General features: G+C 67.3%; 25 protein-coding genes, 1 tRNA gene and 1 pseudogene. 11 read left to right on the top strand and 16 right to left on the bottom strand.

The window, feature by feature from the left end; translation table 11 throughout:
* Positions 1-112: 112 nt before the first annotated feature.
* The gene (locus AB0G63_RS37130; protein ID WP_360759647.1) at positions 113-622 is read left to right on the top strand and encodes a hypothetical protein; all 510 of its coding nucleotides are present in this window, start codon (positions 113-115) and stop codon (positions 620-622) included.
* 32 nt (positions 623-654) lie between these two features.
* On the opposite strand, the gene AB0G63_RS37125 is transcribed toward AB0G63_RS37130, so the two are convergent.
* Entirely contained in the window at positions 655-1,353 is a 699-nt protein-coding gene (locus AB0G63_RS37125; protein WP_360759644.1) for a hypothetical protein, read from the bottom strand.
* Between the two features lie 719 nt (positions 1,354-2,072).
* Between AB0G63_RS37125 and AB0G63_RS37120 the strand changes: the two genes are divergently transcribed.
* Complete coding sequence (locus tag AB0G63_RS37120) at positions 2,073-2,378, top strand: hypothetical protein (protein WP_360759641.1); 306 nt, start codon at positions 2,073-2,075, stop codon at positions 2,376-2,378.
* Between the two features lie 370 nt (positions 2,379-2,748).
* Here the strand turns inward: AB0G63_RS37120 and AB0G63_RS37115 are convergent, their stop codons facing one another.
* Positions 2,749-3,297, bottom strand: coding sequence for a GIY-YIG nuclease family protein (locus AB0G63_RS37115; RefSeq protein WP_360759638.1), 549 nt, complete (start codon positions 3,295-3,297; stop codon positions 2,749-2,751).
* Positions 3,298-3,627: 330 nt separating this feature from the next.
* Here AB0G63_RS37115 and AB0G63_RS37110 point away from each other — a divergent pair.
* Positions 3,628-3,739, top strand: a tRNA-OTHER gene (locus AB0G63_RS37110).
* 68 nt (positions 3,740-3,807) lie between these two features.
* Here AB0G63_RS37110 and AB0G63_RS37105 read toward each other — a convergent pair.
* The 11 genes from AB0G63_RS37105 to AB0G63_RS37055 all read right to left on the bottom strand — a co-directional run bounded on the left by AB0G63_RS37105 (position 3,808) and on the right by AB0G63_RS37055 (position 10,884).
* Entirely contained in the window at positions 3,808-4,962 is a 1,155-nt protein-coding gene (locus tag AB0G63_RS37105; protein WP_360759635.1) for a site-specific integrase, read from the bottom strand.
* Positions 4,962-5,144: a helix-turn-helix domain-containing protein gene (locus AB0G63_RS37100; RefSeq protein WP_062927388.1), complete on the bottom strand. Its 183-nt coding sequence runs from the start codon at positions 5,142-5,144 to the stop codon at positions 4,962-4,964. Before AB0G63_RS37100 ends, AB0G63_RS37105 begins: the two co-directional genes overlap by 1 nt.
* Positions 5,137-6,468, bottom strand: a complete 1,332-nt coding sequence (locus AB0G63_RS37095) for a replication initiator (protein ID WP_360759655.1) — start codon at positions 6,466-6,468, stop codon at positions 5,137-5,139. Before AB0G63_RS37095 ends, AB0G63_RS37100 begins: the two co-directional genes overlap by 8 nt.
* A gap of 128 nt (positions 6,469-6,596) precedes the next feature.
* Positions 6,597-6,842, bottom strand: coding sequence for a SpdD protein (locus AB0G63_RS37090; RefSeq protein ID WP_360759632.1), 246 nt, complete (start codon positions 6,840-6,842; stop codon positions 6,597-6,599).
* Between the two features lie 25 nt (positions 6,843-6,867).
* Entirely contained in the window at positions 6,868-7,062 is a 195-nt protein-coding gene (locus AB0G63_RS37085; protein WP_360759629.1) for a hypothetical protein, read from the bottom strand.
* Between the two features lie 14 nt (positions 7,063-7,076).
* Complete coding sequence (locus AB0G63_RS37080; RefSeq protein WP_360759626.1) at positions 7,077-7,268, bottom strand: mobile element transfer protein; 192 nt, start codon at positions 7,266-7,268, stop codon at positions 7,077-7,079.
* 2 nt (positions 7,269-7,270) lie between these two features.
* Positions 7,271-7,453: a hypothetical protein gene (locus AB0G63_RS37075; RefSeq protein WP_360759623.1), complete on the bottom strand. Its 183-nt coding sequence runs from the start codon at positions 7,451-7,453 to the stop codon at positions 7,271-7,273.
* Between the two features lie 15 nt (positions 7,454-7,468).
* Positions 7,469-8,113 carry a DUF2637 domain-containing protein gene (locus AB0G63_RS37070; protein WP_360759621.1) on the bottom strand — a complete coding sequence of 215 codons (645 nt, stop codon included), beginning with the start codon at positions 8,111-8,113 and terminating at the stop codon, positions 7,469-7,471.
* An 83-nt stretch (positions 8,114-8,196) separates the two neighbouring features.
* Complete coding sequence (locus AB0G63_RS37065; RefSeq protein ID WP_360759619.1) at positions 8,197-9,573, bottom strand: FtsK/SpoIIIE domain-containing protein; 1,377 nt, start codon at positions 9,571-9,573, stop codon at positions 8,197-8,199.
* Complete coding sequence (locus AB0G63_RS37060; RefSeq protein WP_360759616.1) at positions 9,573-9,929, bottom strand: hypothetical protein; 357 nt, start codon at positions 9,927-9,929, stop codon at positions 9,573-9,575. Before AB0G63_RS37060 ends, AB0G63_RS37065 begins: the two co-directional genes overlap by 1 nt.
* Positions 9,930-10,095: 166 nt before the next feature.
* Positions 10,096-10,884, bottom strand: a complete 789-nt coding sequence (locus tag AB0G63_RS37055; protein WP_360759613.1) for a GntR family transcriptional regulator — start codon at positions 10,882-10,884, stop codon at positions 10,096-10,098.
* A 107-nt stretch (positions 10,885-10,991) separates the two neighbouring features.
* Between AB0G63_RS37055 and AB0G63_RS37050 the strand changes: the two genes are divergently transcribed.
* Genes AB0G63_RS37050 through AB0G63_RS37035 form a run of 4 tightly spaced genes read left to right on the top strand, consistent with a single transcriptional unit; the run spans position 10,992 to position 12,595 of the window.
* Positions 10,992-11,399: an NUDIX hydrolase gene (locus tag AB0G63_RS37050; RefSeq protein ID WP_360759652.1), complete on the top strand. Its 408-nt coding sequence runs from the start codon at positions 10,992-10,994 to the stop codon at positions 11,397-11,399.
* 46 nt (positions 11,400-11,445) lie between these two features.
* The gene (locus AB0G63_RS37045; RefSeq protein WP_360759610.1) at positions 11,446-11,880 is read left to right on the top strand and encodes an ATP-binding protein; all 435 of its coding nucleotides are present in this window, start codon (positions 11,446-11,448) and stop codon (positions 11,878-11,880) included.
* Entirely contained in the window at positions 11,874-12,221 is a 348-nt protein-coding gene (locus AB0G63_RS37040) for a hypothetical protein (RefSeq protein ID WP_360759607.1), read from the top strand. Before AB0G63_RS37045 ends, AB0G63_RS37040 begins: the two co-directional genes overlap by 7 nt.
* Positions 12,218-12,595: a hypothetical protein gene (locus AB0G63_RS37035; RefSeq protein ID WP_360759605.1), complete on the top strand. Its 378-nt coding sequence runs from the start codon at positions 12,218-12,220 to the stop codon at positions 12,593-12,595. Before AB0G63_RS37040 ends, AB0G63_RS37035 begins: the two co-directional genes overlap by 4 nt.
* 353 nt (positions 12,596-12,948) lie before the next feature.
* Here the strand turns inward: AB0G63_RS37035 and AB0G63_RS37030 are convergent, their stop codons facing one another.
* Positions 12,949-13,830 carry a hypothetical protein gene (locus AB0G63_RS37030; protein ID WP_360759602.1) on the bottom strand — a complete coding sequence of 294 codons (882 nt, stop codon included), beginning with the start codon at positions 13,828-13,830 and terminating at the stop codon, positions 12,949-12,951.
* Between the two features lie 297 nt (positions 13,831-14,127).
* Positions 14,128-15,063, bottom strand: coding sequence for a hypothetical protein (locus tag AB0G63_RS37025; RefSeq protein ID WP_360759599.1), 936 nt, complete (start codon positions 15,061-15,063; stop codon positions 14,128-14,130).
* 537 nt (positions 15,064-15,600) lie between these two features.
* Here AB0G63_RS37025 and AB0G63_RS37020 point away from each other — a divergent pair.
* The 4 genes from AB0G63_RS37020 to AB0G63_RS37005 all read left to right on the top strand — a co-directional run bounded on the left by AB0G63_RS37020 (position 15,601) and on the right by AB0G63_RS37005 (position 20,275).
* A complete protein-coding gene (locus tag AB0G63_RS37020; RefSeq protein WP_360759596.1) occupies positions 15,601-15,852 on the top strand; it encodes a hypothetical protein in 252 nt (83 codons plus the stop codon).
* A 1,264-nt stretch (positions 15,853-17,116) separates the two neighbouring features.
* A complete protein-coding gene (locus AB0G63_RS37015) occupies positions 17,117-17,395 on the top strand; it encodes a hypothetical protein (RefSeq protein WP_360759593.1) in 279 nt (92 codons plus the stop codon).
* 433 nt (positions 17,396-17,828) lie between these two features.
* Positions 17,829-19,460 (top strand): molybdopterin-dependent oxidoreductase, encoded by a 1,632-nt coding sequence (locus tag AB0G63_RS37010; RefSeq protein ID WP_360759590.1) that lies wholly within the window; start codon positions 17,829-17,831, stop codon positions 19,458-19,460.
* A gap of 128 nt (positions 19,461-19,588) precedes the next feature.
* On the top strand, positions 19,589-20,275 hold the full coding sequence (locus AB0G63_RS37005) for a fasciclin domain-containing protein (protein ID WP_360759649.1): 687 nt from the start codon (positions 19,589-19,591) through the stop codon (positions 20,273-20,275).
* A gap of 138 nt (positions 20,276-20,413) precedes the next feature.
* Here AB0G63_RS37005 and AB0G63_RS37000 read toward each other — a convergent pair.
* Positions 20,414-20,516 (bottom strand): annotated as a pseudogene (locus AB0G63_RS37000) (arginase family protein); the annotation flags it as partial.

Genomic DNA, 20,516 nt, shown 5'->3' with positions numbered 1-20,516 from the left:
GAGGCGACACTCGGGCCCCGGGCCTGCACAGCCTTCGCCCACGGAACGAAAACGGTCCACCGACTCCGTCGGCGGACCGTCACGAAACTTCGAGGCTAATCCGAGCATTGCCATGACACAACTCGATGTCTTCGGGGAGAAGCAGGCCGCCATGGACCGCAGGTCCGCCCGCGAGGCAGAACGCGAGGCCCGCGCCGCCCGCCACGCCGCCTTCCGTGAGTCCCTGAAGATCGACTGCTGCACCGGCGAGCCCATCCCGCCCGACGAGCACGGCGTCCTGCACTACCGCTGCGGACGCTGCGGTGCCCTCGCCTTCGCTGGCACCTTCCACTTCACCCATGACTGCGGCTGGGCCGGCTGCTACGCAGATACCGAGCCCACCCGCGGCACCGGCCAGACGATCCGCGAAGCCGGCCTCTCGGCCCACCGCCACGACAACCAGCACCACCCCCGCTGCGCCCGCCCGGGCTGCGGCCACGCCCGCGGTGTCCACCAGAGCGTCCCTCCCACGGCCCCTGAGGACTCGCGCTGCTATGAGCACTGCGGCTGCCGCGGCTACGTTGCCCCAGCCGCCTCCGACGTGCAAGCCCTCGGTCAGCAGACTCCACCAACGAGACCGTGACTCACGCCGGTTGAAGCAGGCGCCCCGTAGCGCTACCGGGCGCCGCTCTTGAGCTGCTTCCCCCTGGTGAAGAGCGTCCGCTCCACTACGTCTGGCGCAGTCCCCCACCGTTCGGCCCACGAGTGGGCCAGCTCGAGATAGCTCGCGTACTTCTTCGAATCCCATCGCTTGTCGGCTTCCCACTCCTGGGCCGACAGCTCATTGAGAGCCAACGCGACGTTGCTGTCGATGATCAAGGGCCAACGCTCGCCAACAGGACGATCAGCGGTGCTGAAGTACAGGAGCTTGCTGAAGAACGCCGGGCCGAAGTACTTCACCTGAGCGTCCTGGTCGTTCAGCACCAGGTACCCGGCAACAGGGTCTCCGCGATCAATCTCAGCTTGGGCCCCACAGATCCGCTCGTCCAGCCATTCGAGATCGTTCTCATGGAAGATCCGCACACGGCGAACAACCTCCCGAGCATTGGTACCGGTACCCCACACGAGGGCGGCGATCAGCAGGTCTCGTCTGCCCTCCGGTGTGTGGGCGTGCTCGGCCATCTGGAACACCGTCCGCCGGTCCACGGTCGGCCAGCGCCCCACGCGGGGCAGGTCAGCCAAGCGTTTGGGCCACCACTCACCGCTTGGCAGCCTGGTGATCCACTGGTCGGGATTGAAAGGAATGGCCTGCCCCAGAACGTACGAGTCACGATCCGGGGGCGGGTCACGGAACAACTCATCGAGCTTGGTCACCTTGGCTCCTCGCTGCCTGCCATCGCGCTGCTGTCCTGTCCAAACCGGCCCGAAGCACTGCAGCTGGGACCGCAGTGCCTCGGATTGACTGAGACGCTTGCCGATCCCCGTCTCAGTCAATCCGAGGCATTGGGGGCCAACGCCCAGAGACCGAGACCGTCCACCCGTGGCTGAGAAGATCCTCATGATCAGTCCGCCGCGGGACCGCGTACGGCCTCCTCGTGAAGGCACGCTCGGGCCAGCTTCACGAATTCGGACACGGCCTTCCGTAGATCATCTAGAGGCGTGTTGACCTTATGGAGGGGGTGCATCTCATTGGGGTTCCTGATGGCATAGCGAACCAGGCGCCCTAGGTTTGAGCGCGCAGACCGAAGCCCCTGACCCGACCACGGGACCGCGGGTTCGGCTGGCGCCGGAAGGCGAGCAACAGCTTCGTCTAGTTGCTCCCGTGCCCTCCGGAGTGCCCCCACGTGCTCAGTGATCGCCGCCTCGCCCTCCACTGTGGAGCGAGGACGCAGGACCTCCCTGAGGACTGGCTCACGAATCGACTCGGGGACATCACGAGCTCTTCTCTTGAGAGCCTGCACGCAGGAGGACACGAATAGCCCGTCTACCTGACAGTGGGTGCTCAGCAGCTCGCTCAGTTCCTCCTGGGCGTCGAGAATCTGATCCGCTTGTCTTCGCGCACTCATACAACTCGCGGCCTTTCGTAGGACATCGTGCGCAAGGTCGGCAAGGGAGTCCGGCCCTTCCAAGTCCACCAGCGCAGCCGCCCGGCTTGCGCCTGCTCGGCCCTCTCGGTACAGCTGGCGGAGATCGCCCATGTCCTCCCTCCGCAGCCGCGTGTTGAGCAGCTCATACAGTTCGTGCGCCGCGGCAGTGAAGGGAATGTACGCCGCGCGGCGGGCCTCGCGCGCCTGGGCCTGGTCAGCGGCCGTGGCCTGGATCTGCGCACCGTCGATCACGGCTTGGTGCGCCATCATGGCCTGCTGTCCCATGGCCCGTATCTGCCCTCGCGCAACTAGGAGTGCCACTGGTGTGGCTGTAGCAACACCTACTGCGCCGGAAATGGCAGAAATGAAATCTGGGTTCACGAAACTCCTTGGCCTCCTTCGGCCGCGAACGGTGTGCTGTACTCGCTGACAGCCAGGGACTCGTCGATTCCGGCTGTTCCGTCCCGTGCCATGATCTCGCCGTCCCGCCTCACGGGGCGTCGACACCGGGACAGGGCGACAGATGGCCACGGCGCTCAGGCCGCCCGGCCGTTCCAAATACTGCACCGGGGATGTGACAGCGAGCGCCGAACCGCCAGCGGTGCACCCACGGAAAATGGCCGAATCAGCACTGCACACGTTTCCTGGCCTATCGGGCAAAGCAGACACAGGAACGCGCGCACTACTCGGCTGGCCGAGGACCAGCACTCCCGTAGTAGTGCGCCCGCGCCTCCCTGACCGCGTCGAGGGCGGCCCCCTCTCCCGCGCCGTCGACGTTGAGCGGCGGCGCCAATCGGGAGATCAACTCCCCTTCCACCGAAAGCGGATCGGGGTGCTCGACCCAGGTGAGCGAGAGGTGCTCGTGCATCCACTCGGTGAGCCGCTCTTCGTCCTCCGGTACAAGGACCACCCGGTCGGTCCACACCGTCCGATAGCCCTCGGTGGGCATCAGCAACCCCGCCAGCGTCCGTCGCAGCGTCGAACTACCGGAACGCCTCAGGTGGTTCGAAGTGATACGGCTCCGCAACCGGGTGGCCTTGCCGAGATACAGCAGCCGGCGCCCGGGGTCCGCGGAGTTCACTGGCCCAGAAAACGACGGGAGAACGCTCGGCGGCGCCCACCAGGCGTACAGCCCCGCGGCCCTCGGCAGCGCGACCGCCGCCTCGGACAGCAACCGCGGTGCGGTGAACAGGGCTTCGGTGGTCCGTTGCACGGCCGTCTGCTCCAACATGGCCGCAGGATAGAGCCACGGACAGAGGGCGCCCCCCGAGTCCTCCAAGTCCGCTCCGCCGAAGTGATGCGCACTCGCCCGCGAAGGCCGAGCGGTGCTCACGAGTTCGCGAGACGCGACCCGACGTGCCCCGTTGTACGTCCTTGGGCGGCCGGGCACACCATGCGGCCCCAATGGGGACCAGGTGGGGACAGCGCGGGGACAGAGGGCCCTGGTGGGGACAGATTGGGGACGTAGTGCTTGGTACAGCCAGGGACCGACCGGGACTGCCTGGGACTGGCCGGGACCTCGTTCGTGCAGGTCAGAGCCGGTACAGAGGCCCGTGAAGGCGCCTCTCCGGAGTTCTGCCTGGTGAGGCTGTTCCCGCCCCGCCCGCCCCAAAAGCGATCTTGGCTTTCTCCTAAAGCGGGTGTCGCAGGTTCGAATCCTGCCGGGGGCACCAGCCAAAAGGCCCCGGACCGATCATGGTCCGGGGCCTTTGACATCCACTTCTGACATCAACGGGTGCGGTCACCCACGATCGGGGCGACTCTTTCGCAGCAGTCGGTCCATGTGGCTCATGGCCTCGCGCTGGGTGTCCTGCACGACGTGCGTGTACACGTCCATGGTGATGCTGATCTGCGAGTGGCCCAGGATCTCCATCACCACGCGGGGCGCGACTCCGGCCGCTGTGAGGAGGGTGGCCGTGCCGTGCCTGGCGTCGTGCAGCCGGATGACGCGGAGACCGGCCGACTGGGCGACGCGGGTGAAGGAGCGGTAGAGGTTGCGCGGCTCGACAGGGCGACCGTTCCGCGTGGCAAAGACGTAGTCCGACACCTGCCACCTCTCCCCCGCCTTGGCACGGGCAGCCGCCTGCCGCATCCGATGCCAGCGCAGGGGCGCGATGCAGAGGGCGGGCAACGGGACGGCACGACGACGACGGCTCTTGGGATCGTCGTCGTACAGGACACCACGGCGCCGCTGGACCTGGTGACGGACGTAGAGGACGCGGTTATCCAGGTCGAGGTCTGACCAGCGGAGCCCCACGATCTCTCCCCGGCGCAGGCCCACGGTGATGGCGAGGACGAAAGCCGCGTAGAGCGGGTCCTTACGGGAGGCCGCGAGGAAGTCCAACGTCTCGTCCAGGGTCCAGGGGTGCAGCTCGGGTGTATCCGTGCGGGGCGGCTCGACGAGCTTGGCGACGTTGCGCGTGATCAGTTCTTCGCGGCAGGCGGAGGACAGCGCGGAGCGCAGAACTCGGTGCGATTCCTTGGCGGTTGCCGCCGTGGTGTCCTTCTCCAGTCGGACGAGGAAGCGCCGGACGTCAGCAACACCGAGGGATTCGAGCCGCTTAGCGCCGAGGAGCGGCACCAAGTAGAGCCTGACGTGCGCCTCGTACTTGTCGAACGTACTGAGCTTGCGCCGAGGTTTGATCACGTTGTCCAGCCAGTACGGCAGCCACTCGGAGAGCTTGGCCGACTTGGTGGGCACGGGCACGCCCTGGTCGACCTTGTCGAGCAGTTCACGGCGCTTGGCGTCGCACTCGGCCCAGGTCTTGCCATAGGCGAACTTGCGGGCACGAGTGCCGTCCGGCTGGAGGACGTAGACCGCGCACTGAAAGCGGCCGTCCTTACGCTTGGTGATGGTGCCGGCGCCGTTGGGGTTCCGCTTGCGTTGCTGGGCCATCAGGCCGCCGCCTCCAGTTCGTGAGTGATGTACTCGCGGACAGCGCGCGCCGGGATGCGGCGGCACCGGCCGATGGTGATTGAGGGCAGTCGACGGGAGCGGATGAGGTCATAGACCGTGGACCGGCCGAGCTTCAGCCGCTCCATCACGTCCGGCACCGTCAGCAGCTCGTCGTCATGCATGGGTCGGTTCTCCTTCCGTTCCGGGGGCGGGTTCGATGGACGCGGCGAGCCAGGACTCTGCGTCGGAGAGGCCGGTTCCGGCGAAGACCCAGTGGGCGAGGACGTACGTCGTCTCGGGTGTCGCGTCGTTCGACGCCGCTGCCTGTGCTCGACGCCATTCGGCGCGGGCGTCACGGAGGGCGCCGAGGGTGGTCGAGTAGCGGCGGGACTTGGTGGAGAAGTGGCCGCGGAAGCCGAGCATGTGGGCCCAAGCGCGCAGGCGGAGGTGTTCGAGGTCCTTGCGTGCGCCGAGGGCCCAGGCGGTGCGGATGAGGCGGCGGGCGTGGTCGCTGATGTCGAGCTGGGCGAGTTCGGCGGCGAACTTCAGCGGCCGGTCGAGAGCTCCCGTGGCAGTCTCGGCGCCCTTGGTGGCGTACTTAGCGATGTAGGCGGCGACGGCGCGTTCGGTCAGTTCCTGGCCGCCGTTGAAGTCGGCCGATCGGATCGTGCGGACGTCGAGCTGTCGGCCGAAGGTGAAGGTGTGGGCGCGGCCGTCGATAACGGGGCCGTCCGCGCGGACCTTGGCGGCGGCGGTGCGGATGGCGTCCGTCAGGAGCTCGGCGGTGGCCCAGGGCGGGGGCGGGGTGTCTCCGCCGCCAGGGCCGTCGAGGCGGATGACGGCGTGGAAGTGGACGGCGCCGCGCTTCTGGTACTCGGCGACCTTGGCGAATGACACACGCGCGTGCTGGCGGAACCGTCGCTGGGACAGGCCGGCGCGCTTGGCGACTTCCCGGCGCAGGTAGGTCGAGAAGCGCTGCCACAGGGCACCGGCGTGCGCGTTCCACAGCACGGCGGCTTCGTAGTCGTACCGGTCCGGGTCGAGTGGGGTGCCGAGTACGTCGTCGTCCTGGTCGTGGCGGACACCGCAGCGGCAGGGACGGACGGTTCCGGCCGGACCGGTGGGGCGGTTGTGGACCGGTCCGAAGCTCGGCGCGGTGAAGGTGGCGAAGACGCGCGGGTGGGTCGCGACGTGTTCGGGGGTGCCCTTGCCGCCGCGCAGGCCCGAGGTGATCAGGTGGAAGGTGTCGCGGCGGTAGACCTCGGAGCAGGCCGGGCAGCGGGTCGTGCGGCGGTTGTTGCAGCGGACGAGGAGTTGACCGGCGGGCAGGTCGGCCGAGTCGAGGTGCTGGAGGACGCGGCCGATCTCTCCGGTGGTCGTGTCGACGTCGTACTCGGTGCGGTGGCCGTCGAGGCGGATGGGCTGGGTGCAGCCGCCGAGGCCGGAGAGTTGCCGGAGGATACCGGGCAGGGTGCCGTGTGCGGCCAGCTTGGCCAGTTCGGGCAGCGGGGGCGGGGTGGGACGGGCGAAGATGGCTTTACTCCTTCTGGCTGTTCGGGTCGGGAGTGAGGGGCCCGGGGCGGCCGGATGCTTGGCGGTGTCGTGGCCGCCCCGGGTGTGGTGGCACGTGAGGCTCAGCGGCGGTGGTGCTCGCGGAGCAGGGAGCGCAGGACGACGGCGGCGACGGCCACCGAGATGGCCGAGACGGCGACGGCGGCCAGGAGCGCGGTCAGGACCACGCCACCGGTGATCACGGCAACGACCGCTCCGGTACTGATCGAGACGGACGGCAGCGCACGTTGTACGGGCGCCGGATCGGCCGGGGTGTGCGTGTGTGCAGGCGGCGGTGTCGGGCTGTCGGGGTACCTGGGTAGGAACACAGCGGGATCCCTCCTATCTACTCGTCTAGGTATGCGAGCCGTTTATGACGTCCGTCCCCGAGCGCGTGCCGGACTCGATGGCCGGGGCGAGGAAGGTGTGCGAGAGCAGGAAGCCGAAGAGGGCGACCAGGACGACGACCCAGGTACGGACGCCGAGGAACTTGACCGCTCCCCAGGCGAAGAGGCCGAGGACGAAGACGAGCGGCAGGCTGACGTTCACGGGTGCGGGTCCTTTCAGCGGACGGGGCAGCGGTGGGTACCGGCGGCCAGCTCGGCGGCGGCCCGGCTGTCGTAGTCGGCGGAGAAGCCGCAGCGCGGGGCGGTGCAGGCGGCGATGTGCTTCTCACGGCCCCGGCCGTCGTAGGCGGTGCCGACCTGTACGGGGCCGATGCGGGTGACGTCGCGGAAGCGCTTGGGCGTGGGCATGGTCAGTTCTCCTGTCGCAGGCTGGGCCCGGGGAACTCGTTCAGGATCCGGGCGGCTTCACGGGGGTCCGGCGTGCGGTCGGCGGCCTCTTCGGCGAGGAGTCGAGCGAGCGTCGACCGGCCGCTTGCGGCCATCTCGCGGGCCGCTTCGAGGTAGTCGGCGGCCGTGTTGCAGCAGAGAGGCATGGTCTCCCTTTGTGGTCAGGTGAGTTGGGCGGCGATGGCGTCGGCGAGCGGTGCGGGGACGCCGAGGCGAGCGCGGAGGGTCGGTGTGTCGATGGGGGTTCCGGTGCGGGTGTGGTGCTCGGCGGCGACCTTGCGGGCGTGTTCGACCAGAGCGGCCGGGACGGGTACAGCGGCGCGTGCGGGCGGAGGCTCGATGGCCGGGTGGGCCGCCAGTTCGGGGCGGATGGTCGGTTCGGGAACGTCGTCCGGGACGTCAACGGGGTCAGCGGCAGGTTCCGGGGCGTCGTCGACGGCCGCCGCGACGCTGTGGGCGAGGAGCGTGCCGCCGAGGAAGGCGACCGCGGGCCATCCGGCGACGAGGATGCGGAGCCAGGCCGGGACGTGCTGCGTGTCGAGCAGGCCGGCGGTGGCGACGTTGGCGCCGAGGGATGCGGCGAGGGCGATGACGAACCAGCACCACCCGGCCGCTCTCGCGTCGCCGGACCGCAGTCGGCGCCAGGCGGCGACGAGCAGCAGGTCGACGCTGATCGGGTAGGCCCACGCTTTCCACCCGTCCTGTCCGGCCGCTGAGGCGATGTCGTGCAGGTGGGCGAAGGAGAGCGCCGCCGCGATGAGCGCTTGGACGAGTACCGCGTCGACACGGGCCAGGTGGGCACGCATGCTGCGGCTCCTTTTCGGATTCGGGCATGGCAGGGGTAGGGAGATGGCGCGAGGCGGTCACGCCGACCGGGAGAGAGAGAAGGTCAGTCGGTCACCGGGCGCGGCCGGACAAGCAGCGCCGGGGCACCGACGGAGCCCGCCGGAACGTGCGGCCGGAAGGGCTTGAGCGCGGGCAGGTCGGGCGCCAGGTGGGCCGACTCCCGGCAGACGCGGGCAGCGTCCCCGAGGGACAGGTAGGAGGTGCGGATGCGGGACCAGCCGCCGGAGGTGTCCCCGGCCACGGCCAGGCCCGGTCGTTCGGGAGCGATGGCGCAGGCGGCCATGACCGCTTCCGGCGCGATGTCGCCGAGAGCCATCTTCGCCGAGGCCTCGTCGTTGACGCGGTGGCAGACGCGGCCGGTCAGCTGGGCCCGCAGCATCGTGGCGCCCTTACCCAGCTCGGCACCGAAGCGCTGCCCGCAGACCTCCAGGTAGATACCGGCGGCCCGGCCAAGCTGGGCGAGGCGGATGAGCTGGGTGACCATCTCGTCGCGCCGTTCCTCGTCCTTCTTCGTGGCGACGAGGAAGAGTTCGGCCACCTCGTCCACGAACAGGACGACCGGGGTGGGCCGCTCGCTCTCGGGCAGGCCCCAGATGTCGGAGGTGATGTCTTCGGCCGGGGTGCCGGGTGCGATGCCCTGCCGGGCTTTGATCAGGTCGTATCGGTCCTCCATTTCCTTGACGAGCACGGGCAGCAGCTCGGCCGCTTGCTCCGGGTCGGTGGCCAGCGCGGAGAGCCGGGCGGCGAACGGCGCCAGCTCCACACCGCGCTTGCAGTCGATGCCGACCAGGGCGACCGGTTGCCGTGCGAGTCCGGTGATCAGGTGCCGCAGGTACATGGACTTGCCGGACAGCGTGGCGCCCAGGGTGAGTTGGTGCGGAACGGTGCGGTAGTCGCGTACGAACGGCATGGCGTCCTCCCGCAGCGCCACCGGCACCGTCAACAGCCCCTCGTCGAGCTTGCGGGGCATCCGTACGCGCCGCAGGACGTCGAAGCCGACGAGCCGCAACTCGACCACACCGGGCTTGACGGTGGTCACGTAGACGGCGTGGACTCCCCAGGCGTGGCGCAGCCGTTCGGCCGAGGCGGCGACGTCGGCCGGCTCCTGGCCCGGAGCGAGCCGCAGCCGAAGCCGTAACCCGGTCGAGGTGGGCCGGATGATGCCCCGACGCGGAGGCACGGGCCGCACCTCGCGGCGAGTGGTGGCCTTGACCGCGAGGACCCGCAGCCGGGACGGCGCCACGGTCAGCCCGCACGCCTCCATGACCGAACTGTACGAGCCGAGCAGCCGGGCGGTGGACAGCGGAAGACCGACCGTGGACCAGTAGACCGCCGGATGATTGACCCGGGTGTAGGCGGCCCCGCCACCGAGTGCGGCGAGGGGACCACCCACCTCCAGGAGTGTCGTCAGGTCGGTCATCAGGCCGAGGCCCCCACGGCGGCCGGGAACGCGGCCGGGGTGACGGCGGCGGCCCGGTAGGCGATGCCGTGCCGCTGCTGCCCGTTGAACACGCTCTCCCACGGGCGAGCGGCCAGCCCCGGCAGCGAGACAGGCGAGCCGAGGGCGAGCCCCTCCGACACCCCGCTCTCCGGCACGGTGACCTTGATCAGCGACGACTCACCGTCCTCGATGTAGACGACGCCGACCGTCATGAGCGCCTCACCGCTCATGGCGTCCTTGGCGATCTCGCCCGTCTGCCGGTCGCGGACCTTGGGTTCCGGAGCCTCGGTCAGCAGGATCGTGGCCGCCGAGGTCTCCACACGGATGGTACGCAAGGCACATTCCTATCTACTCGTCTAGACATGATGCGTACTGCGAACCCGCTTTCCGGGATCACGTGAACACCTTGCCATACGACTTGCCCACTCGTCTATACGAGTAACCGTGTCGGTGTGTACGAGTCGAAGGGCGATCCCCCACGCACCACCGCCGCTCACGCGGTCAGGTCGCCGGAAGCTGGTACGACAGGACGTAGGCGTCGGCCGCCATCACCGTGTCGCAGACCTCCACAGCCCGCCCCTCCGTGTCGTACGCGGTCCGGACCAGGTGGATGACAGGCACACCGGCAGCCAGCCGCAGCGTCCGCACCTCGTCCGGGGAAGGCATCCGGGCCCTGATCTCCTCCTCGAAGTGGTCGAGGTGATGCCCCAGCTCCTCCAGGCGGGCGTAGATGCCGCCGGGCCCGGGGTTTGGCTCCGCGATCGGCGTGCCCCGGGCGATGTCGAGCGGCAGGTAGGAGGTGGCGAACTCGACCGGGCGCCCGTCGAGGAGGTAACGGCGCCGCCGGGCGAGCACCCGCCGCACGGAGCCCAGCCGCGTCGACAGCTCTTGACTGGCCTTCTCCTCCTTCACCTCCAGGCTGTCGACCGTGGGGTGACTGCCGGCGGCGTCGGCTTCCGCGATGAAGGCGGACTTCCCCTGCTCCCTGTGGCGGCGGGCGAAGCGGTCGGAGGCGAGTCGCCGCACGGGTGGCCGGGGCCGTACGAACACGCCCTTGCCGTGTTCGGCGTGCACGAGCCCTTCCCCCTGGAGGATGGAGAAGGAGTTGCGGACTGTCATCCGGGAGACCCCGTAGTGCTCGACGAGTTCCGCTTCCGAGGGCAGCTTCTCGCCCTCCTTGAACCGCCCGCGGTCGATGGCCTCGCGCAGCTGGTCGGCGATCTGCCGGAAGACGGCACGGTCGCTCGTGGGATCGAGCGCGCCGAGGAAGCCGGAAGGGAGAGGGGACATGTGTACTCCTTTAGGTGTCTAGACGAGCCGCTGGTCGTTGTTGCTACCGTGGAGAGCCTAGTCAGCCGAGAGGGCCGAGGAACGTGAGCACTGATCGCCCGCACTCCGTGAGCGTCGCCGGGGTCATCGTCGACGGCCAGGGCCGGGCCCTGCTGATCAAGCGCCGCGACAACGGCCACTGGGAGCCCCCGGGCGGCGTCCTCGAACGCGAGGAAACCATCCCCGAAGCCCTCCAGCGCGAGGTCCTCGAAGAGACCGGCATCAAGATCGCACCATCGGCGATCCTCACCGGCGTCTACAAGAACATGACGGGCCTGATCGTCTCGCTGGTCTTCCGGTGTGAGGCCGCCGACGGCACGCCCACCACCGGGGACGAAACCCGCGCCCTGCGCTGGGCCACCCGCGAAGAGGTCACCGAGCTTGCCGACGAGGCGTACGCGATCCGCGTACTGGACGCACTCGACGCAGCGGCTCCGCCCGCCATCCGCGCCCACGACGGCGTGAAACTCGTCTAGCCCGAACCCGCTGCACATGGCGGCCTATCAGCACGAAGGAACTTGTATGCACGAGTATACGAGCAAGATTCGGGTCTGGGGACTGTCTTGTCCAGGATTCCCGGAAGAGGTGAGCCGGGCCCGCCGCTGGACACGCGACATCCTGCGCGGATCGCCTCTGGCGGAAGACGCGGAACTGATCGTGAGCGAACTGAGCGCGAACGCGATCCTTCACACAGCCAGCGGCCGGGACCACGGCAGCTTCCACCTGGCCCTTGCCATCTCCCCGCAGGTGGTCGCCCTGTCGGTCACGGACGACGGCGGCACCAGCACAGCCCCCAAGACCCAGCACCAGGACCAGGACGCCGAACACGGCCGGGGCCTGGACATGGTCAGCGCACTTGCCCAGCGGGTCATCGTTCACACCAGCCAGGCCGGCCACACCGTCACCGCCGAGCTGTTCACCGCACCGAAGGAACCGGCAGGAGGGCACCCGTGCTGACCTCCACCCACACCGACGCGCCAGACGTGAGCACCCAGCCACTCCCCTACCAGTGCCGAGCCGCCGCATACACCTTGGACGATGCCCGCTCGATCCCACTCGGCTCACACGACGCGGCAAGCCCCCGCCTGGCCCTGCGCTGGTTACGAGAGCGCACGCACCACATCACAGACCAGCTCGAAGCCGCGTACGCACGGCCGGGACTGCACTGGCTGACGGACGAGGCGGAACACGAACGCGCCCTCACCTACCTCGCCAGCGGCACGGGATATCAGCTCACCCTCTACGACGACAGCACCCGCTACGTGCTCGTGATCTACCCCCTGGGAGCGGCCACATGAACGCACCCACCCGTGGCTACTGGTGTGAATGCTGGACCGAAGACCTGATCTCCACTCAGGGGCCGGCACTCCGAGCATCCTTCGACGCCTACTCACCGCCACAAGCGGACAGATGGGTCGCGGTCGCCCTCCGCACCATCTCACCGGCACTCGACCCCGAAGCGTCGGACGAGGCATGGGCATGGCTCTACGAAGGCCGCATCGCAACCCGCCACGCCCTCCTACGCGCAGAGCCCTGCACCGTATCGGTCACGCACTCCAACACCCGCATCACATGGACGATCCGGCCTGTGATCTTCCTGCCCCTGGCGAACCGGCAGGACGCCGAACTCCCAGCCTGCGCATACGCCTTCAAGCCCCAGCCGACCGACTGAGTTACAACTTTCTCTACTGGTTCAAGCACCCGTCGTCGCTTCGCTCCTCCGGGCAGGCTCGGGCGGCCGGCGGCGCCCGCGCTCATGTCTCCGCCCCGCTCGGCACCGCCGGCCGCCCGCGCCCGCCCAAGAGGACAGGCACACAGTGCATGAGGTCAGAACACGTCGTGGCTGGGGCGGTCGGCTCCGCGACTTTAGCCAGCCACTTTGGCGCGAGCCTCGAAGATCATGGCCCCAACGTCGTGCTTTACCGGGCAGGTCCACAGACTGCCCGACGCGCCGGAAGCTTACGGGGCCATGATCACTCGCGCCAAAGCAGCTCCCGGCCCAAAGTCGCTACGCCGACCTCGTGTTCATCGATTGGGCTTTGAGGGTGGACACTTTTTATAGATAGTCGCGTGACTTTCAGTGAGGCGCCAAAGAGTTTCGGTCCCTTTTTCCCGCCCCTTGGCAGAGCATATTTTGCGTGACGTGATCGAGTCCGATGGGATTCTAATTATGGACCGTGAATCATCGTCGAGGAGTGTCGTCCAAGAGTCCCCAGATTCAATGACGTAGGCGGCCTCTCGCCCTCCTCCCTTGATGTCAATTTGTTCCGCGGGAACCCAAGGCGTGTCGCTTCCGAGGAATTGAATCAACAAAGCGAAGGCGTAACTAGCAAGCATCGAGGCCATGGCGGTACCTTGGGAGTACTGCAACTTATTGATCTCATCTGCCCGCACTCTAAATTCATCGAGAGTCTCTTGGACGGATTCTCTGAGCTCCGTAACCCTGGCAAGGTCTACTATGCCCACGTCCCGCGCGGCGCGGGCCCTTTCTATCTCGCCTTTGGCTCGAACCCACAGATCATGCAAGCGTGCGTCGGTCGGTTCTTTCTGTAGCCATTCCTCTAGTGGAATTGGTTCGACGCGATCAACTGCACGTCCTTTTTTCTTGTCTTGGACGAAGAGGAGGTGACGCACAATGAGGATGATTGCAACTGATACGGTCCAGTACCACACGAGCAGATACGAAAGAACGAACATTGCTAGGTACACACCAAGGCGTACCTCATTCTTTGCGACCCTCGACATTCCCGGCCGCCTATAGATCTCATCATTTGCATAAATGACGATGACGCCGGAAAACGGCAACAACAAGATGATTGTGCCAACGATTACCTGAATCGGCCCGGCGGCGGATATGAGCTCTAGCATGGTCGATGGAACGCCGTGAGATACAATCGCAACCTTCACGATCACAAGAAGGATGACCGCTGCGCCCGCATAAGCCGGGACGTTGGCCAGGGCCCTTGTACGCCTGGTCGCTTTGTTGCGAAGTACTTCTAGTTCGTCATGCCGCTCTTTTGGTCGCTCGTCTCTCGTGTCCTGTCCTGCAGTTCGGCGACGACGCCACCATCTACCCAAATTACGCTCCGCTATCTGACAGTGCCTATACTCAGTGTCCGTGGTTTAAGTGCTCATGTGCGCTTACGTTGGCGTATTCGCGTGGATATTGACACCGATACCACCATGCGCAAGCCCGGAGCTTAGTTATTCACTCGCATCGGCTGCCATAAGAAGCTCTTGGATCAGTTCTTCTTCTGTGAGGACGCACTGCCGATTGAGCATGGCCCGCACGGTGTGCGTCAAAATGCTCCAGGCTTCCATCCATGGATCCACACCCTCTTTGGATTTCAACTCACCCCCGTGAGCCACCTTGGATCGATCTCCGTAAGACCTCTTGGCTCGTTGGAAGAAATCCTTACGGTCTCCCAACGGGGACTGGAGCTGGGCAAGGTAGAGAGCCAGGCGAAAGCTCACCTCAGATTGCACTTTAGGGAATATCGATTCGAGCCCAGTCCAGACATGCAGAAGCGACTGCCCAGTATCAGCAACAACCGGGCTGGACATCAGAACCCGCTCAAGGAAGCGACAGACTGGATATCGACCCCGAAGATTGTTCCAATGGTCAATATCATCAACGACTTGGGCAAGCAGGTCAGGAGTGACTGTGCGAGCGAGCGCTTCCTTGCGGAATGCGGCCCCCGATGCGTAAGGAGCTGGCCACACTTCTACGCAGTCCGTGGCACTAGTGATTCCGGTGCGCATCCCCTCAGGCAGGAGCTCAAGTCCATGGCTAGACTTTCGTGAGCAAATCCCTGCGTAGTCATTGATGGAATAGCTGGATACGAGTTGCACTGAGAAGGGGTGGAAGCCCCGGGCGTACATCACAACATGGAAAGCAAGGATTTTATCCCGCACGTCATCAATGGATGATGCTGAGACTGCAAGTTCCATATTGCAGCTCTTGAGAAGCATATCTCCCGCCGTGTACGAGATATGTAACTTATGCTTGCTCTGCAACTCCGCCCAATCAAAGATGCTGACGTCCCACTTCCGCGCTATGAATGCATAGTCGCCAGCCGAGACGGGCTCAGCAAGGTCATGCGGAATCAGCCCCGAGAGCGGCGCGTAGAACCTACCCATATCCAGCCCTTTCCCCCATGTGCATCAATGCATTATGCGCCAGCTCAGGGACTCATGTCTGCCGACTTCCGTATTGAGGCTGGGGTGCGCGGGCAACCGTGTCGACCTGGTCCGCTGCGACCATGGGACTGGCAGGCTCAGGGGGAGTGGTACTTAATCAACGTGAGCAAGCGTCAGGGATCATGCGAGGCCCCTGCCAGATCGTGCGGGCAGCTACGAGGAACACCGGGAAACACGATCGGCGGCCATGGGGCGTCGACGCCGTTCCGCCGCAGGTCAGCACGGTTCCCACCTCTGCATCACCCAACAAGCTGAGAGTCTTTGTGAGTCGAGCCGCTTCGGAGTTCTCCCCCACGAGTCTGCCGTCGCGGCTTGCTCCGGTCGACGGCACCGACAGCACGGTCGAGGCCAGTGGTGGTGCGGCGAGGCACACGCGCGCCTCGTCGGTCGGCTGTCCCGCCACGGTGGCTGACTGTCTTCGGCCGAGGCCCAGAGATACGCGGTTCTCGACCCTGGCACGAGGGTAGTGACGTCGACGTGAGCGATGACCACAGGGAAGACCTACGCAGTCTCGTCAGCAACTTGGGCGCCGGCATCAGTGAAACGCAGTACCGATCCGCGTATGACGCAGCAGCGAACATCTGCTCCGGCATCTTCGACACGATCCCGGTATACCTCCACGACGTTGTACACGAGGCGGTAATGGCCGGATACGCGGCCGCGCTGGGCGCCCTGGAGGAAGGCAAGTTGGACGAGCAGGTTCGAGAGCGGGCCGAGATCATCGGGTGAGGCCCTGCGTCTCGGGCCGTCTCAGTTTCCGTCTCATTCAGCTCCGTGCACGGCCGTTCAGACAAGACCAAGAGCCAGACGCAGGCCATGATCGGCCCACCCACGAACCCAGGTGAACGCCCTCGAACGACCCCCATCACCCCCCAACACAGTTGGAAAGCGTGCGCCCCCGAGCAACCTCCTTGGGCCGCCGTGCACCACTGCGCGAAGCAGTGCGCCTTCCGCAGAGGACATGTGCCCGGCAATCCTGCACTGGTCCGCGCGAGGGTCGAGACCGGGGGTGGGAGACGTGGCTCGTACGCAGTCCAGGTGTGGAGCGCTCACGGAGAAGGGCACTTGGTGCCGGCGGCTGGCGATGGTCGGTGCGTCGCGATGCGACCGGCACCGTGGCGAGTGGTCGTCGTACACCATCGAGAAGCGCAAGGAAGCCGAACGCAAGGCGAAGGCACGCAAGCGTCGCAAGTGACCCCAGCCGGTGTGAGGTGACATCCATGGCTGACATCAACGACAGCGGACAGCGGCGGCACGGTGCGGTCTGACACGACCACGGCCGCCCCGCGCAGCACGGGTGGAGAGGCGGTCAGACCGAACTCCTAAAGCGGGTGTCGCAGGTTCGAATCCTGCCGGGGGCACCACGCCTGAACAGGCACGATGCATGAGAAAGGCCCCTCGGAAGTGATCCCCGAGGGGCTTTTTGGCCTTCCATGGGAACGAATGGGAACGCGTCGTCGGGCAAGATCCTCCCTGGGCGCTGGGCGTCTCCGCCGGTTTCGCCCCGGCCTTCACGCAGTCGGCGTATGGGTGGCGCATCCGGCCCCGAGATCTGGGGCCGGCACGGCCGCGCTCTCCGCACCGCAGGACGCAGCGGCGTAAAAACCCGGGAGGGCAACCGACGGGCAGCCGCACTGCTCGACGGGCGCTTCCGCCAGCCCCAGCTCTGCGACACCACGGGGTCAGGCAACGACGGCTACGCGTACCGGGCTGAGCTACACCACCTGGAACGAGAGCGCGAAACCGTTCGCCTGGACCGCAACCGCCGGCGAGGTCCTCGCGAAGGTCAGGCTCGTCGCGGCCAACGTGAAGAAACTCGTCAATAACAACTTGAACTGACATGAACAGGATCACGAGACACCAGCCCCGAGCCTCACCAGCCCACGAGCGACACAGGAAGCAGGCAGCGGTTAATTTGTGATAAATCGGCGCATAAGAGTCACGCAGGCAGGGGACTCGCTTCAGGGAACCCGACAGAACGGAGACCCATCGAATGATCATCAAGAAGATGCACGAAATGGGCATCCGCAGCGAACACGCCTACACGGCGGGCCTCGCCTCCATCGGCTTCAGCATCGCCGCCTGGGCCGGCAGCCTCAAAGCCGAATCCGGCAGAGGCCTCGACCGAGCCGACCGATGGGGCATCTTCGTCGGCGAGTGGGCACCCACCTTCTTCGGCCTCGGCCTCGCCCTCTCGCACTACGAACTGCAAGACGGCACCCTCACCGCCGCCAACGTCCACGAAATGCGAGAAAAGCAGAAGGCCAGCTGAGCCAGTAGCGCACGCCCGCCTTCGGGCCCATGGGGGCGGGCGTGCCGCTGCTCAGGCATCTGGGTGCGCAGCGCTCTCACCTGCGGCCGTGGAAGACACTGTCCGACGTCGAAGACTCGCCACCGCCGGGCGTCGGCCTGCTGAATCCCGGCCTTCGGTAAAGCCTGCGTCAGCGAGTCAGCGAGTCAGCGCGCGGGCGGGCGGTGGCATGTGACGCAGTCGCAGCGTGGTGGGTCCGTCCGGGCGGCCTGGGTTTCCTCTCGGGCGCACCGGTGTGTCTGCGGCTGGCCACCGTGCATCGCGGTGTCGCGAAGGCCGCCGTGAGCGGACCGGGTAATCCGTTGCGGATGGCGGGTTGGATTGGTGTGAGATCTCTTTTCGCCTGATCGGGTGTGGGACCAATCCGCTCGGGTGGCGGAGACGGATTCCCCGCGTGAGGGATGAGGAGAAGGAACCGCGGGTGGGGCCGGGGCCGCCGCGCCTGGCGCTGGGTGCGCTGAGCGGGGCTCTGGCCGGCGTCGCCGCGCTGGCTGTCGCCGAGTTGGTGGCGGCAGCCGTGCGTCCGCAGTCCGGTCCGGTCGTCGCGGTGGGAGGCGCGGCCGTCGACCGCACTCCCGCGCCGGTGAAGGACTGGGCGATCCGCCGCTTCGGCACCGACGACAAGCTCGTGCTGCAGTTGGGCATCCTCGCCGTGCTGACGGTGCTGGCCCTGGCGCTGGGTGTGCTGGCGGTGCGGTTCAGGCGGGTCGGAGCCGCCGGGGTCCTTCTCTTCGGGGTCGTCGGGGCCGGTGCCGCCGTCAGCCGACCCGACTCCGGCGGCGTCACCGACGCCTTGCCCTCCGTCGTGGGTGCCGTTGCCGGAGCACTTCTGCTGCATGTCCTGGTGGGACGGTTGGCAGCGGGGAGGCGGTCGGCTGCGCCGGTGGCCGGGGCGGCCCCGGCCGGCACGACGGAAGACGGTTCCGGCTTCCAGGTGTGGGATCGTCGGGGGTTCGTCCTCGCGGCCGCATCCACCGCCGCCGCTTCCGCCGTGGTGGGCACGGTCGGCCGTTCACTGAACGGTGCGCGCGGGCAGAGCGCGATCGCCTCGCGCGAGCGGCTCGTTCTGCCGCTTCCCGGGTCACCGGCGCGACCGGTGCCCGAGAGGGCCGGGCTGCGGATCGCCGGAATCAGCCCCTTCGTCACCGCCAACGAGGACTTCTACCGCGTGGACACCGCTCTCGTGGTGCCGAAGGTGGATGCCACGAGGTGGCGGCTTCGGGTCCACGGCAAGGGGGTGCGGCTGCCCGTCGCCTACTCGTTCGACGACCTGCTGCGCAGGGAGTTGATCGAACGGGACATCACCTTGACGTGCGTGTCGAACGAGGTCGGCGGGCCGTATGTGGGCAACGCCCGCTGGATCGGCGTACGCCTGGCCGACCTGCTCGCCGAATGCGGTGTCGAACCGCCCTCCCGGGGCGGGCCGGCGGATCAGCTGGTGGCCCGGTCGGTGGACGGTATGACGCTCGGCAGCCCGCTCGAGGAGGTGATGGACGGCCGCGACGCGATGCTCGCCCTCGGCATGAACGGCGAGCCGCTGCCCTTCGAGCACGGCTTTCCCGTCCGGATGGTCGTCCCCGGCCTGTACGGGTACGTCTCCGCCTGCAAGTGGATCGAGGACATCGAGCTCACCACCTTCGACGCCTACGACCCGTACTGGGTCGAGCGGGGCTGGGCGCGCCGGGCTCCGATCAAGACCGGGTCACGGATCGACACCCCCAAGCCGTTCGCCCGGCCCCGGTCCGGCACGGTGACGGTGGCCGGCGTCGCCTGGGCACAGCACCGCGGCATCGACAGGGTCGAGGTCCGCGTCGACGACGGGCCCTGGCAGGAGGCTCGGCTGGCCGCCGAGGACTCCCGCGACACCTGGCGTCAGTGGTCCCTTCCCTGGCAGGCCGCCAAGGGCGGTCACACCCTCACCGTGCGCGCCACCGACCGCACCGGCAGCGTGCAGACGGACAAGCGCACCCGGACCGTCCCCGACGGCGCCAGCGGATGGCACTCCGTGGTCGTGATCGTCGAGTGATGGTCCAGTGGCCGCCGAGTGGCCGCCGAGTGGCCACCTCCGAGCAGGGCTTTGTGGCCGTCCGAACCAGCTTTCCATTCCCCCCGAACGCAGCCGTACCGCGCTGCGCCCTTCAAAAGGAGAACATGATGAACATCCGTTTCCGCCTCACCACCGGCCTCCTCGCTGCCGTCACCGTGCTCCCGCTGACCCTCACCGCCTGCTCCGGCAGCAGCGACTCGGGCACGTCCGACTCCTCCGGCTCCTCCGACAAGGCGCCGGCTTCGGCGTCGGCCTCGGCCTCGGCCTCGAAGAGCAGTGAGGACATGGGCGGTTCGGGCAGCGGCGCGGCGGGCATGGACCAGCCCTTCGGTCCGGCCTGTTCCGCGGTGCCGGAAGACGGTGCGGGTTCTTTCGACGGCATGGCCAAGGACCCGGTGGCCACCGCGGCGTCCAACAATCCCGCTCTGTCCACGCTGGTCTCGGCGGTGAAGAAGGCCGGGCTGGTCGACACCCTCAACAACGCCCAGAACATCACCGTGTTCGCGCCGACCAACGACGCCTTCAAGAAGATCCCGAAGGCGACCCTGGACAAGGTCCTCAACGACAAGGCCCAGCTGACGAAGATCCTCACCTACCACGTCGTCGGCCGGAAGCTGACCCCGAAGGACCTGGAGAACGGCTCCTTCGCCACGCTGGAGAAGTCGAAGGTGACGACCTCCGGCTCGGGCGAGTCCTACACCGTGAACGACTCCGCGAAGGTCGTCTGCGGCAACGTCAAGACCGCCAACGCCAACGTCTACATCATCGACAGCGTCCTCATGCCCGGGAGCTGACCTAGCTGCCGGCCGGGGAGGCGGGCATCGCGCGGTCGACCTGACGGGGGGCGGCCGGCCGGCGCGCCCCTCGTGCCGGGGCATCCGCCGACCGCTCGACCGGCAGGACCCGGCGGGTGCCACCCCTAGGGGCCGGTCCGCAGGCGCGACGTCGGCGCCGACCAGGTCGAGGCCCTTGAAGCCGCGGATGACGCCGAGCAGTTCCCGGCTGGTCATGCCGCCCGCTTCCGGGGTGCCCGTC

Source organism: Streptomyces sp. NPDC020996 (genome assembly GCF_040641355.1).
Classification (GTDB): Bacteria; Actinomycetota; Actinomycetes; order Streptomycetales; family Streptomycetaceae; genus Streptomyces.
The sequence above is the reverse complement of the archived record's forward strand: the minus strand, read 5'-3'. Positions and strand labels throughout refer to the sequence as shown.

Coding starts and splice junctions, on each gene's coding strand:
- AB0G63_RS37075 (WP_360759623.1), bottom strand. CDS start 7,453: ATGCCTCTCTGCTGCAACACGGCCGCCGACTACCTCGAAGCGGCCCGC.
- AB0G63_RS37015 (WP_360759593.1), top strand. CDS start 17,117: ATGATCATCAAGAAGATGCACGAAATGGGCATCCGCAGCGAACACGCC.
- AB0G63_RS37045 (WP_360759610.1), top strand. CDS start 11,446: ATGCACGAGTATACGAGCAAGATTCGGGTCTGGGGACTGTCTTGTCCA.
- AB0G63_RS37065 (WP_360759619.1), bottom strand. CDS start 9,573: ATGACCGACCTGACGACACTCCTGGAGGTGGGTGGTCCCCTCGCCGCA.
- AB0G63_RS37105 (WP_360759635.1), bottom strand. CDS start 4,962: ATGGCCCAGCAACGCAAGCGGAACCCCAACGGCGCCGGCACCATCACC.
- AB0G63_RS37115 (WP_360759638.1), bottom strand. CDS start 3,297: ATGTTGGAGCAGACGGCCGTGCAACGGACCACCGAAGCCCTGTTCACC.
- AB0G63_RS37080 (WP_360759626.1), bottom strand. CDS start 7,268: ATGCCCACGCCCAAGCGCTTCCGCGACGTCACCCGCATCGGCCCCGTA.
- AB0G63_RS37025 (WP_360759599.1), bottom strand. CDS start 15,063: ATGGGTAGGTTCTACGCGCCGCTCTCGGGGCTGATTCCGCATGACCTT.
- AB0G63_RS37070 (WP_360759621.1), bottom strand. CDS start 8,113: ATGCGTGCCCACCTGGCCCGTGTCGACGCGGTACTCGTCCAAGCGCTC.
- AB0G63_RS37005 (WP_360759649.1), top strand. CDS start 19,589: ATGAACATCCGTTTCCGCCTCACCACCGGCCTCCTCGCTGCCGTCACC.
- AB0G63_RS37130 (WP_360759647.1), top strand. CDS start 113: ATGACACAACTCGATGTCTTCGGGGAGAAGCAGGCCGCCATGGACCGC.
- AB0G63_RS37055 (WP_360759613.1), bottom strand. CDS start 10,884: ATGTCCCCTCTCCCTTCCGGCTTCCTCGGCGCGCTCGATCCCACGAGC.
- AB0G63_RS37100 (WP_062927388.1), bottom strand. CDS start 5,144: ATGCATGACGACGAGCTGCTGACGGTGCCGGACGTGATGGAGCGGCTG.
- AB0G63_RS37035 (WP_360759605.1), top strand. CDS start 12,218: ATGAACGCACCCACCCGTGGCTACTGGTGTGAATGCTGGACCGAAGAC.